12 protein-coding genes, 1 tRNA gene and 1 pseudogene are annotated in these 12,492 nt (G+C 61.8%); 3 read left to right on the forward strand and 11 right to left on the reverse strand.

Translation table 11 applies throughout. The features are described 5' to 3' along the window. Positions 1-49: 49 nt before the first annotated feature. Together zapD and ARADN35_RS0111005 are read left to right on the forward strand one after the other, a co-directional pair. Positions 50-805 carry a cell division protein ZapD gene (gene zapD, locus ARADN35_RS0111000; protein WP_010462020.1) on the forward strand — a complete coding sequence of 252 codons (756 nt, stop codon included), beginning with the start codon at positions 50-52 and terminating at the stop codon, positions 803-805. 52 nt (positions 806-857) lie between these two features. Continuing rightward, positions 858-1,076, forward strand: a complete 219-nt coding sequence (locus ARADN35_RS0111005) for a DNA gyrase inhibitor YacG (protein ID WP_010462022.1) — start codon at positions 858-860, stop codon at positions 1,074-1,076. Between the two features lie 95 nt (positions 1,077-1,171). On the opposite strand, the gene ARADN35_RS0111010 is transcribed toward ARADN35_RS0111005, so the two are convergent. The 5 genes from ARADN35_RS0111010 to ARADN35_RS0111030 all read right to left on the reverse strand — a co-directional run bounded on the left by ARADN35_RS0111010 (position 1,172) and on the right by ARADN35_RS0111030 (position 7,762). Beyond that, on the reverse strand, positions 1,172-1,639 hold the full coding sequence (locus tag ARADN35_RS0111010) for an NUDIX domain-containing protein (protein ID WP_050812517.1): 468 nt from the start codon (positions 1,637-1,639) through the stop codon (positions 1,172-1,174). After that, positions 1,632-2,504, reverse strand: coding sequence for an ATP-binding protein (locus ARADN35_RS0111015; RefSeq protein ID WP_010462026.1), 873 nt, complete (start codon positions 2,502-2,504; stop codon positions 1,632-1,634). The genes ARADN35_RS0111010 and ARADN35_RS0111015 overlap by 8 nt, the downstream gene beginning before the upstream one ends. Before the next feature lie 57 nt (positions 2,505-2,561). Then, positions 2,562-3,791 carry a bifunctional glutamate N-acetyltransferase/amino-acid acetyltransferase ArgJ gene (argJ, locus tag ARADN35_RS0111020; RefSeq protein WP_010462027.1) on the reverse strand — a complete coding sequence of 410 codons (1,230 nt, stop codon included), beginning with the start codon at positions 3,789-3,791 and terminating at the stop codon, positions 2,562-2,564. A 96-nt stretch (positions 3,792-3,887) separates the two neighbouring features. Next, positions 3,888-6,641, reverse strand: coding sequence for a preprotein translocase subunit SecA (secA, locus tag ARADN35_RS0111025; protein WP_010462028.1), 2,754 nt, complete (start codon positions 6,639-6,641; stop codon positions 3,888-3,890). 137 nt (positions 6,642-6,778) lie between these two features. Then, positions 6,779-7,762, reverse strand: coding sequence for a M23 family metallopeptidase (locus ARADN35_RS0111030; protein WP_010462031.1), 984 nt, complete (start codon positions 7,760-7,762; stop codon positions 6,779-6,781). A gap of 31 nt (positions 7,763-7,793) precedes the next feature. Between ARADN35_RS0111030 and ARADN35_RS0111035 the strand changes: the two genes are divergently transcribed. Then, positions 7,794-8,093, forward strand: coding sequence for a hypothetical protein (locus tag ARADN35_RS0111035; protein ID WP_010462034.1), 300 nt, complete (start codon positions 7,794-7,796; stop codon positions 8,091-8,093). A gap of 44 nt (positions 8,094-8,137) precedes the next feature. Here the strand turns inward: ARADN35_RS0111035 and ARADN35_RS0111040 are convergent. The 6 genes and pseudogenes from ARADN35_RS0111040 to petA all read right to left on the reverse strand — a co-directional run bounded on the left by ARADN35_RS0111040 (position 8,138) and on the right by petA (position 12,394). Further along, positions 8,138-8,213, reverse strand: a tRNA-Thr gene (locus tag ARADN35_RS0111040). Positions 8,214-8,264: 51 nt separating this feature from the next. Then, positions 8,265-8,816, reverse strand: a complete 552-nt coding sequence (locus tag ARADN35_RS0111045; protein ID WP_010462037.1) for a ClpXP protease specificity-enhancing factor — start codon at positions 8,814-8,816, stop codon at positions 8,265-8,267. A gap of 49 nt (positions 8,817-8,865) precedes the next feature. Next, positions 8,866-9,477, reverse strand: coding sequence for a glutathione S-transferase N-terminal domain-containing protein (locus tag ARADN35_RS0111050; RefSeq protein WP_007854512.1), 612 nt, complete (start codon positions 9,475-9,477; stop codon positions 8,866-8,868). Positions 9,478-9,587: 110 nt separating this feature from the next. Beyond that, on the reverse strand, positions 9,588-10,349 hold the full coding sequence (locus ARADN35_RS0111055) for a cytochrome c1 (RefSeq protein ID WP_010462043.1): 762 nt from the start codon (positions 10,347-10,349) through the stop codon (positions 9,588-9,590). Positions 10,350-10,366: 17 nt separating this feature from the next. Continuing rightward, complete coding sequence (locus ARADN35_RS0111060; RefSeq protein WP_010462045.1) at positions 10,367-11,782, reverse strand: cytochrome b; 1,416 nt, start codon at positions 11,780-11,782, stop codon at positions 10,367-10,369. Between the two features lie 11 nt (positions 11,783-11,793). Continuing rightward, positions 11,794-12,394, reverse strand: a pseudogene (petA, locus tag ARADN35_RS26210) (ubiquinol-cytochrome c reductase iron-sulfur subunit). Between the last annotated feature and the right edge of the window lie 98 nt (positions 12,395-12,492).

Raw genomic sequence — 12,492 nt, forward strand, 5'->3', positions numbered from 1 at the left:
TGCGCCACCGGCGTCAGAATACTCCCTGAGCCCCCAGGAACCCGCCAGCGTGATCCTTTACGAATATCCCTTTAACGAGCGTCTCAGAACCTATCTGCGGCTTGAGCAGTTGTTTCGCCGGTTGGGAGAATTGATCCCCCGCTCCCACGCGCTCGACCACCACTTTGCGCTGGTCACGATCTTCGAGATCATGGATGTGGCCGCACGGGCCGACCTCAAGTCAGACGTGCTCAAGGACATCGAGAAACACAAGCATCAACTCGACAGCTATCGCGGCAATCCCTCGATTTCTGAGGCGGCACTGGACGCCGTCATCGCCCAGCTGGACCGCTGCTTCACGGCGCTCAACACCCAGTCGGGCAAGTCGGGCCACTCGCTCACGGAAAACGACTGGCTGATGAGCATTCGCAGCCGGGTGGGCATTCCAGGCGGCACCTGCGGGTTTGATCTACCGGCTTACTATGCGTGGCAACACCACGCACCGGATGTCCGCCAGCAGGCCCTCGAAGAGTGGGCATCGACTCTCGCACCGATGGCTGAATCCATCTATGTGCTGCTCAAGCTGCTGCGCGACTCGGGTGTGCCGCAAAAGGTGGCCGCCGAGCGCGGCCAGTTCCAGCAGAACCTGCCGCAGGGCCGCACGTTTCAGTTGCTGCGCCTGCGCATTGACCCGGCCCTCAACCTGATTCCCGAGATCAGCGGCAACCGCCTGATTGTCTCGGTGCGGCTCATGCGGCTGGAGGGTGACGGCCGACTGCATGCCTGCAATGAAGACGCGGCCTTCGAGCTGACCCTGTGCGCATAAGCTGCGGCGGGTAGGTAGACGGCAGGCAAAAACATTGAGAATGACGACGAGCATGGCCCACTCCACGCACACCAAACCACCCGCACGCACCGTCACCTGCCCCAGTTGTGGCGGTGACAGCGTCTACAGCCCCACCAACGTGTACCGCCCGTTCTGCAGCGAGCGTTGCAAGCAGATTGACCTCGGCGCCTGGGCCAGCGAGGATTTCCGCATGCCTGCCGAGGCCCCGCCCGCCGACGAACCGTATGGCGATCCTCGCCTGCAGCACTGATCCTGGCGGACGGCGCTACGGGATTTCAAGAAAAATTGCACCCTAGCGCTTACTAATCAAGCGCGAATAGCTATTAATTTAATAGCAAACTACATTCACTCTGGCGAATACTCCAGGCCACGCTCCTCAGCGAGCCACTGCAGCACCGGGTAGGCACCAGGCAGCACTGGCGACACTGTCAGCGGCATCTGCTGCCACTCCATGGCCTGCCCTTCGCGCATTTCAAACTCACCCGACCACTCCCAGACCTTGCACCAGTGCAGGCGCACCAGGGCATGCGGGTAGTCGTGCTCCGTGATTTTCCAGACGCTCGCAGCGCCGATGGTCACCCCCAGCTCTTCAACCAGCTCGCGGCGCAGCGCCTGCTCCACGGTCTCGCCCGCTTCGAGCTTGCCGCCCGGAAACTCCCAGTACCCGGCATAGGGTTTGCCGGGTGGGCGTGTGGAAAGCAGCATGGCGCCATCGGCCCGCAGCAGGATACCCACAGCCACTTCGGTGTGCTTGCGCTCCGCGGCTGCAGCGGTTGAAGCTGGCGTCGCGGAGATGGTCGCGGAATCAACCATCGTGGCGCCCCGCATAGTCACGTGCAAACTGGTAGGCCACACGGCCACTGCGCGAGCCACGCTCCAGTGCCCAGACCAGCGCCTCGGCCCGGGCCGCTGCAATCGCAGCTTGAGACACCCCAAAGGAGGCCAGCCACTGGGCGACGATGGTCAGGTACTCCTCCTGGCTGAAGGGGTAGAAGCTCACCCACAGGCCAAACCGCTCCGACAGTGAAATTTTTTCTTCCACCACTTCGCCGGGGTGCACTTCGCCATCTTCGGTATGGGTGTAGGTGAGGTTTTCGGCCATGTATTCCGGCAACAGGTGGCGCCGGTTGCTGGTGGCGTAGATCAGCACATTCGGCGTGGCGGCGGCCACCGACCCATCCAGGATCGACTTGAGCGCCTTGTAGCCGGGCTCGCCATCTTCAAAGCTCAAGTCATCGCAGAAGACGATGAATTTCTCAGGCCGGTCGGCCACCACATCCACGATGTCGGGCAGATCCACAAGGTCCGCCTTGTCCACTTCGATCAGGCGCAGGCCCTGCCCCGCGTACGCATTGAGGCAGGCTTTGATGAGCGACGACTTGCCGGTGCCGCGCGCCCCCGTCAGCAGCACGTTGTTCGCGGGCTTGCCCTGCACAAACTGCTCGGTGTTGCGCTGGATCTTTTCCTTTTGCCCGCCGATCTCCTTGAGATCGGCCAGTTGCATCGCAGCCACATGGCGCACGGGCTCCAGGGAGCCATGGCCGCTGCTGCGCTTGCGGTAGCGCCAGGCAATGGACGAGGACCAGTCCGGCGCTCCGAGGGGTTGGGGCAGCACAGACTCGATGCGGGCGATCAATTGCTCGGCCCGCTCGATCAGATGTTCGAATTTTTGATTCATTTTGGGGCCTGGCGCTTATTCATCATGCGCCAATAGCTATCAAAATAAGAGCGTCGTTCACGAACGGTAGTCCGCGTTGATGGTGACGTATTCGTGGCTGAAATCGCAGGTCCACACCGTGTCGGACGCATCGCCCCGGCCCAGCAGCACGCGCACCGTGATCTCGCTTTGCTTCATCACGCGCTGACCGTCCTCCTCGCGGTAGGCAGGGTTGCGGCCGCCCTGGATGGCCACATGCACGTCGTCCAGGTACAGGTCGATGCCCGTCTGGTCGAGGTCGTCGATGCCTGCGTAACCCACCGCCGCCAGGATACGGCCCAGGTTCGGGTCGCTGGCATAGAACGCGGTCTTGACCAGCGGCGAGTGGGCAATGGCGTAGGCCACCTTGCGGCACTCTTCACCGGTCTTGCCACCTTCTACCTGAACGGTGATGAACTTGGTCGCGCCCTCACCGTCGCGCACGATGGCCTGGGCGAGCTTTTGCGATACCGCCAGCATGGCGGCCTTGAGGGCCTGGCCCTCGGCACTGTTCAGCGAGGTGATGGGGGCATGCGCGGCCTTGTTGGTGGCCACCACCACAAACGAGTCGTTGGTGGAGGTGTCGCCATCGATGGTGACACGGTTGAACGAACCATCGGCCAGCTCGCGGGCCAGCTGCTGCATCACTCCAGGGGCCACGCAGGCATCCGTCGCCATAAAGCCCAGCATGGTGGCCATGTTGGGCCGGATCATGCCCGCGCCTTTGCTGATGCCGGTGATGGACACGGTGGCACCACCAATCTGCGCCTGTGCCGAGAAAGCCTTGGGCAGGGTGTCGGTGGTCATGATGCCCTCGGCGGCGCGTGCCCAATGGCCCGTCTGCGCGTCGGCAATGGCAGCGGGCAGGCCCGCCTCGATGCGGTCGTTGGGCAACGGCTCCATGATCACGCCGGTGGAAAAAGGCAGGATCTGCTCGGGTGCCACGCTGAGCTGGCGCGCGAGGGCAACGCAGGTGGCGCGCGCACGCACCAGGCCATCCGCACCCGTGCCCGCGTTCGCGTTGCCAGTGTTGATCAGCATGGCGCGAATGGGCTGCCCACTGGCAAGGTGGTCGCGGCTGATCTGCACCGGCGCCGCGCAAAAGCGGTTCTGCGTGAACACACCCGCCACGCTGGCGCCCTCGTCCAGCAGGAACACGGTAAGGTCCTTGCGGTTGGCTTTGCGGACACCGGCTTCGGCAACACCGATGCGGACGCCAGCTATCGGGTGCAGATCGGCGGCAACGGGGGCGACTAGATTGACGGGCATGGAGGTCCTTCTCAAAAAACTGCGGCCGATTATCCGGAAAACCGTGGCACGCCAATGAAAACACGGGCCGAAGCCCGTGTTGTGTGGATCAGGAAATCAGGCGAGTTTGCCGTGGCACTGCTTGTACTTCATGCCGCTGCCACAAGGGCAGGGATCGTTGCGGCCCACGCGCACGCCCTCTGGCAGCGCCAGACTCTGTGTCTGAGCGTCCACCGTGGTTTCGACCTCCCCGGTTTCCGTGGGCGCTGTGTAGGTCACGTTGGCAATGCTTTCGCCGCGGTTTTCCATCTCTTGCGCTGCCTGGTCCAGCTGCTCCTGCGACTGCACCTGCACGGTCATGAGGATCTTGGTCACTTCGTTCTTGACCTGGTCGATCAACTGGCGGAACAGCTCGAAGGCCTCGCGCTTGTATTCCTGCTTGGGCTGCTTTTGCGCATAGCCGCGCAGGTGGATTCCCTGGCGCAGGTAATCCAGCGCAGAGAGGTGGTCACGCCAGTTGGAGTCGAAGCTCTGCAACAGCACCATGCGTTCAAACTGCGTGAAATTCTCCCGCCCGACCTGCTCCACTTTGGAGTCAAAGGAGGCATGGGCCGCGGCCAGCACCTTCTCCAGGATCTCGTCGTCGGTGATGGCACTGGCGCCCTGCACCACCTGCTGCAAAGCAATCGATACCTGCCACTCCTCGGCCAGCACCTTCTCCAGAGCGGGAAGATCCCACTGTTCTTCCACCGACTCGGCGGGCACATACTGGCGCACCAGATCGGTCATGCAATCTTCGCGCATGGCGGCGATCACGTCCGACAGGTCGGCTGCATCCAGAATGTCGTTGCGCTGCTGGTAGATCACCTTGCGCTGGTCGTTGGACACATCGTCGTACTCCAGCAACTGCTTGCGGATGTCGAAGTTGCGGGCCTCCACCTTGCGCTGCGCCGACTCGATGCTGCGCGTCACAATGCCGGCTTCGATGGCCTCGCCATCGGGCATCTTCAGGCGGTCCATGATCGCCTTGACGCGGTCGCCCGCGAAGATGCGCATCAGCGAATCGTCCAGGCTCAGGTAAAAACGTGAGGAACCGGGGTCGCCCTGGCGGCCCGAGCGGCCGCGCAGCTGATTGTCGATGCGGCGCGACTCATGGCGTTCGGTCGCAATGATGCGCAGGCCACCGAGCTCCTTGACCTTCTCGTGGTCGATCTTCCACTGCTCGCGCAACGCAGCCACCTTGTCGGCGCGTTCGGCTTCTGACAGGGCTTCATCGGCTTCGATGGCCGCCACATCTTTTTCAATGTTGCCGCCCAACACAATGTCGGTCCCACGACCGGCCATGTTGGTGGCAATGGTGATCATGCCGGCACGACCGGCCTGGGCCACGATGTCCGCCTCGCGGGCATGCTGCTTGGCGTTGAGCACCTGGTGCGGCAGGCCTTCCTTGTTCAGGAGCTGGTCGATGATTTCAGAATTCTCGATCGACGTCGTGCCCACCAGCACGGGCTGGCCGCGCTCATGGCATTCACGGATGTCCTTGATGGCCGCTTCGTACTTCTCGCGCGTGGTCTTGTAGACGCGGTCAAGCTGGTCGTCCCGGCGGCTGGGGCGATTGGGCGGTATCACCGTGGTTTCCAGGCCGTAGATTTCCTGGAACTCGTAGGCTTCCGTATCGGCCGTACCGGTCATGCCGGCGAGTTTGTTGTACAGGCGGAAGTAGTTCTGGAACGTGATCGATGCCAGCGTCTGGTTCTCGGCCTGAATGTTCACGCCTTCCTTGGCTTCCACGGCCTGGTGCAGGCCTTCGCTCCAGCGGCGGCCCGACATCAGGCGGCCGGTGAACTCGTCCACGATCACGATTTCGCCGTTTTGCACCACGTAGTGCTGGTCGCGGTGGTAGAGGTGGTTGGCACGCAGCGCGGCATACAGGTGGTGCATCAGCGTGATGTTGGCCGGGTCGTACACCGAGGCGCCCTCGGCGATCAGTCCCTGGCTTGCCAGGATGCGCTCGGCACTCTCATGGCCCTGTTCGGTCAGGAACACCTGGTGCGTCTTCTCATCCAGCGTGAAGTCACCCGGCTTGGTCACACCCTCACCCGTGCGGGGGTCGGCTTCGCCTTCCTGGCGCACCAGCAGCGGCACCACCTTGTTCATGGCGATATACATCGCCGTGTGGTCTTCGGCCTGACCACTGATGATCAACGGCGTGCGGGCCTCGTCGATCAGGATCGAGTCCACCTCATCGACGATGGCGAAGTTCAGGCCCTGCTGCACGCGGTCCCGCGCTTCGTAGACCATGTTGTCGCGCAGGTAGTCGAAGCCGTATTCGTTGTTGGTGCCGTAAGTGATGTCGGCACGGTAGGCTTCCTGCTTTTGCTCGCGCGGCATGTTGGGCAGGTTGATACCCACCGTGAGGCCCAGGAAGTTGTACAGGCGCCCCATCCACTGCGCATCGCGGTTGGCGAGGTAGTCGTTGACGGTCACCACATGCACACCCTTGCCCGACAGGGCATTGAGGTACACGGGCAAGGTGGCGGTGAGGGTCTTGCCCTCGCCCGTCCGCATTTCGGAGATCTTGCCAAAGTGCAACGCCATGCCCCCCAGCAGCTGCACATCAAAGTGCCGCATCTTCATGATGCGCTTGGAGCCCTCTCGCACCACGGCAAAGGCTTCGGGCAGGATGTCATCCAGCGATTCGCCCTTGGCCACACGCTCCTTGAACTCCTGCGTTTTGGCCTTGAGCTGCTCGTCCGACAGCTTCTCGTAGTCGGGCTCCATCGCATTGATGCGGGTCACCGTCTTGCGGTACTGCTTGAGGAGCCGGTCATTGCGGCTGCCGAATAGTTTGGTGAGGAAGTTGGTGGCCATGCGAACAGGACCGCCGGGCCGCTGCAAATCAGCGCGCCAAGCGACCGAAATCCCTAAGATGAATTGAGTTCAGGTGGGTGCATCGCCAAGGATTGCAAGCACTGCAATCCCGGGCTGTGAACACCGGACCCGCGATTTTACCTGCCCGCTGCGGGCGTGGACGACTGGCTGGGCGATGCGCGCGGCTGGACCGAGGCGACCTGTGCCCCCGCAGCCGTGCCACCAGCACTCAGAAACTTCTGCGGGTCTTGGAAAACACCTTGTACCAGCACCTCAAAATGAAGGTGGGCCCCGGTGGAGCGCCCCGTGGTGCCCACCTCGGCAATCTTCTGTCCTCGCCGCACGATATCGCCCTGCTTGACCAGCGTCCGGGACGCGTGGGCATAGCGTGTGACCAATTGATTGCCATGGTCCACCTCGATCATGTTTCCATAGGCGGGGTGATACTCCTGCGTCATCACCACCCCACCGGCAGCAGCCAGGATGGGTGTGCCCGTATCTGCCTGAAAGTCCAGGCCTGTGTGCAAGGCCGATTGGCCGGTGATAGGGTCTACACGCCAGCCAAAGGCTGAACCAGGCGCCCGCCCCGTGACAGGTGCGTGGGTGGGGATCATTTTTTTGCGGATATGCTGATCGAAGAGGCGCGATTCGAGCACGGTCATCAGGTCTACGCGCTGGTTGGTCAGGCGCTCCAGCTCATCGAGCGTGGACTGCAACTCCTCCATGGACAGGTTCCGGGCGCTAACCAGCACACCTCCCCGGGCATCGGACTTCTGGATATCGGCGGGGGCCATGCCTGCAAGGCCCAGCACGCGATCACCGAGCGACTCCAGCTGCACCATGCGCGCCTGCATTTCACCCACGCGGCGGGCCATCGCATCCAGGTTGGCCCGCATGAAGCGGTCCCGCTCGGCAAACTCGTCCTTGACGACCAGCCGCACCAGCGAGCCGACAATGGGCCAGCCCTCGCGCGCGCCTTTGAGAAAGACCCAGTGGTAAAGCGTCGCAGCGACCAGCATGAGGCACAGCGACAGTCCCAGCCCCGCCAGAACCAGGCGCGTACCCGACAAGTGAATGGCCCGGCTGCGAGCCAGACGGGCGTCCGTGATAATCAGATGCACTACGAATTCTCCACGCCCGAAGACGCACACCATGAACCGCCGCCACTACGCCGTCAGCCTGCAGCAGGCCAGCGAGGACTCTCCTACGCTGGCGAAGCTCACAGCGCTGACACGCGACTCCAGTGATCGGCTCAAGGCCATTGAAATGCTGATTCCCGTGGCGCTGCGACCAGCGATCCAGGCAGGTCCCATCGATGGGGACTCCTGGTGCCTGCTGGTCAAAAGCAATGCCGCAGCAGCAAAAATACGCCAGTTGCTGCCTGCTTTGCAGGCGCATTTGCGCAGCCGGGGGTGGGAGGTTAACGCGATTCGCCTGAAAGTTCAAACCTGACGGCCTACGCCAGGGGCAGGGAATGCGAGAGAGACCAGGAAAACTGGTGCCGGTTGTCGGAATCGAACTGACGACCTACCGCTTACAAGGCGGGTGCTCTACCAACTGAGCTAAACCGGCGAAGGCTGCATTTTATCGCGGAAAAAGCAGCCTCAAAAAATACCAGAGCCGTTATTTGACCCGCTTGAGGGACGGCCGCGCTCCGCCTGCAGCAGGGGGCGGCCGAGGCGCATCGCCGCCCTCCTCGCCATCCTTCTTGCCATCGTCGGTGGATACCAACTGAACCACGCGGTCCTCTGGGACCGACGGCGCCATACTCGCCGCCACGGATTCGGAAGAAGCCAAGGTATCGGCCAGCACAGGCGCCATGCCCCCAGCCCCCCCACTACCCGCCAACACATCCACCGGAGGCGGGAACGCCATGCCCTGGCCGTTCTCACGGGCATAGATAGCAATCACACGCCCCACCGGCACGAGAATCTCTCGCGGCTTGCCACCAAACCGCGCCTTGAATTCGATGAAATCGTTGCCCAACTGCAAGGCGCTCGTCGCATCAAAACTGATGTTCAGGACAATCTCACCATCCTTCACATACTCACGCGGCACCTGAACGGAATCATCGACACGCACCGCCACATAGGGCGTGAGCCCATTGTCGGTGCACCATTCGTACAAGGCACGAATGAGGTACGGGCGCGTGGACGTTGATTCCTGTGCGGTCATGGAGGTGAAAGGCAACGGCTGTGAATAGGGGAATGGGGCAGGCCGCAAGTTACTTGCGCATGACCTTCTCGGACGGGGTCAACGCCTCAATGTAGGCAGGGCGCGAGAAGATGCGCTCGGCGTACTTGAGCAGCGGGGCAGCGTTCTTCGACAGATCGATGCCGTAGTAGTCCAGGCGCCACAGCAACGGGGCAATCGCCACGTCGAGCATGGAGAAGTTGTCGCCCAGCATGTACTTGTTCTTGAGGAACACGGGAGCCAGTTGCGTCAGGCGGTCACGGATGTGCGCTCGTGCCTTCTCCAACGCCTTTTCGTTGCCCTTGGTGGCCCGCGATTCGAGGATATTCACATGCACGAACAGTTCCTTCTCGAAGTTGAGCAGGAACAGACGCACGCGCGCGCGGTCCACCGGGTCGCCAGGCATGAGTTGCGGGTGAGGGAAGCGCTCGTCGATGTACTCGTTGATGATGTTCGACTCGTACAGGATCAGGTCGCGCTCGACCAGGATAGGCACCTGACCGTACGGGTTCATCACACTGATGTCTTCGGGCTTGTTGTACAGGTCCACATCGCGGATTTCAAAGTCCATGCCCTTTTCGAACAGGACAAAACGGCAGCGGTGGGAGAAGGGACAGGTCGTACCCGAGTAAAGCACCATCATGGTGGGAGGCTCCTAAAAATCAAAAGAGTGGGAGCCCAAAGCGCCCACTCTACAAACAATCCGGCGGCACCCCGAAGGGCGCCTTCTCATGGATCGACGGCTTGTGCTGCTTACTTCACATCCTTCCAGAAGGCCGCGTTCAGCCTCCAGGCGATGACGGTGAAAACACCGAGGAAGATCAGCACCCACACGCCAACTCGGACGCGGGTGTTCTGGGCAGGTTCACCCATCCATTGCAGGTAGTTCACAAGATCGCCCACGGTCTGGTCAAACTGCAGCGGGGTCATCGAGCCTGGCTTGACCTGCTCCCAGCCCTTGAAGACCTGGGTCTTGTGGCCATGGCTTTCGTGCTCTTCGAACACAGGGCGGCGGTCGCCCTGCATTTCCCACAGCACATGGGGCATGCCCACGCTTGGGAAGGCAAGGTTGTTCCAGCCCGTGGCCTTGGTCTCGTCACGGTAGAACGTGCGCAGGAAGGTGTAGAGGTAGTCGGCACCCGTGCCACCGTGGCCCGCGCGCGAGCGTGCGATCACGGTCAGGTCGGGCGGGTTGGCACCGAACCATTCTTTGGCCTGCTTGGGATCGATGGAGGCCTTCATGGTCTCGCCGACCTTGTCGGTCGTGAACAGCAGGTTGTCCTTGATCTGCTGCTCGGTCAGACCGATGTCGCGCAGGCGGTTGAAGCGCATGAACGCAGCCGAATGGCAACTCAGGCAATAGTTGACGAACACCTTGGCACCGTTTTGCAGGGAAGCCAGGTCGTTGGTCTTGTTGGGAGCCTTGTCCCAGGCGATGGTGTCACCACCCGAGGCGTGTGCAGCACCTGCCACGAGACCCACTGCGGCGATCAGCGTGAGGATGAGTTTCTTCATTGTTGTTGTCTCCAGGCTCAGTGCGCCACAAAGGTCACGCGGTCGGGCACGGGCTTGGTCTTGCCGATACGGCTCCACCAAGGCATCAGCAGGAAGAAGCCGAAGTAGAACAGCGTACCCACCTGCGATACACGCTCGCCGATAGCTGACGGAGGCTGCACGCCCAGGTAGCCCAGGATGAGGAAGATGATCACGAAGATGCCGTACAAGTACTTGTGCCAGTCAGGGCGATAGCGGATCGACTTGACGGGGCTGTAGTCCAGCCAGGGCAGGAAGAACAGAATAATCACGGCACCACCCATCACCACCACGCCCCAGAATTTGGCGTCGATGGACAGCATCATCGCGATCACCGCGATGGCCGCAACGGCAATGCCCGCCTTGACGAAGCTGGGCAACTTGGCCTTGAGGATGCCAAAGCCTGCGCCGGCCACCACGCACAGCACCAGCACGTACATCATCTCGGTGGTGATGGCACGCAGCATCGAATAGAACGGCGTGAAGTACCAGACCGGTGCGATATGCGCAGGCGTCTTGAGCGGATCGGCAGGGATGAAGTTGTTGTATTCGAGGAAGTAGCCACCGAACTCAGGGGCGAAGAACACCACCGCCGTGAACGCCATCAGGAACATGCTCAACGCAAAGATGTCATGCACCGTGTAGTAGGGGTGGAACGGCACGCCATCCAGGGGCTTGCCATTGGCATCCTTGGGGGCTTGCGGGCCCTTGATTTCCACGCCGTCGGGGTTGTTGGAACCGACATCGTGCAGCGCCAGCAAGTGGGCCACCACCAGGCCCAGCAGCACCAGCGGCACGGCGATCACGTGGAAGCTGAAGAAGCGGTTCAGCGTGGCGTCGCCCACCACGTAGTCGCCACGGATCAGCAGCGCCAGGTCAGGGCCGATGAACGGGATGGCGGCGAACAGGTTCACGATCACCTGGGCGCCCCAGTAGGACATCTGGCCCCAGGGCAGCAGGTAGCCCATGAAGGCCTCGGCCATCAGGCACAGGAAGATCGCGCAGCCGAAGATCCAGACCAGCTCGCGCGGCTTGCGGTAGCTGCCGTAGATGAGGCCCCGGAACATGTGCAGGTACACCACCACGAAGAACGCGGAAGCGCCCGTGGAGTGCATGTAGCGGATCAGCCAACCCCAGGGCACATCGCGCATGATGTACTCGACCGAAGCGAACGCCAGACTGGCGTCGGGCTTGTAGTGCATGACCAGGAAGATGCCGGTCACGATCTGGATCACCAGCACCACAAGGGCCAGCGAGCCGAAGATGTACCAGAAGTTGAAATTCTTCGGAGCGTAATACTCCGACATGTGCACCTTGTAGGCGTCAAAGGCCGTGGGGAACCGGTTTTCGAACCAGTTCGTGACCTGGGCGCTGATCGGGGCGTTGGGAGAGATTTCTTTGAATTCGTGGGCCATGTCGTTCTCCGTCAAGCCTTCTTGTCTTCACCGATCACGAGGCGCGTGTCGGACAGGTACATGTGCGGAGGGACTTCAAGGTTGTCAGGCGCGGGCTTGTTCTTGAACACGCGGCCAGCCATGTCGAACGTGGAGCCGTGGCAAGGGCACAGGAAACCGCCCTTCCAGTCGTCGGGCAGCGAAGGCTGGGCACCGGTCTGGAACTTGTCGGAGGGCGAGCAACCCAAGTGCGAGCAGATGCCCACACCCACAAAAAATCTCTGGCTTGATCGAACGCGCTTCGTTGCGCGCGTACTCGGGGGTCAACTCGGATGGCTTGCGCTCCGACTTGGGGTCCGCCAACTGGCCGTCGAGCTTGGGCAGTTCGGCAAGCTGCTCGGGGGTGCGCTTGATGATCCAGACGGGCTTGCCGCGCCACTCCACGGTGAGCTTCTCGCCTGGCTTGAGGGCGGAAATATCGACCTCGACGGCAGCCCCGGCGGCTTTGGCGCGCTCGGAGGGCTGAAAAGTACTCACGAAAGGTACGGCGGTTGCCACGCCGCCCACCGCACCAGCACAGCCGGACGCGATCAGCCACGTCCGTTTGCTGGAGTCGATTGGAGTGTCACTCATGGGGATCCTCGATGAACATCGCTAGATTGGGGTCAACCGCGAATTGTAGCGGAGTGAAAATGGTTATTTCAAAGTGAGGGACTGTCTTGACAGGGCAC

It is taken from the genome of Acidovorax radicis N35 (assembly GCF_000204195.1).
In the GTDB taxonomy this organism is placed as follows: domain Bacteria; phylum Pseudomonadota; class Gammaproteobacteria; order Burkholderiales; family Burkholderiaceae_C; genus Acidovorax; species Acidovorax radicis.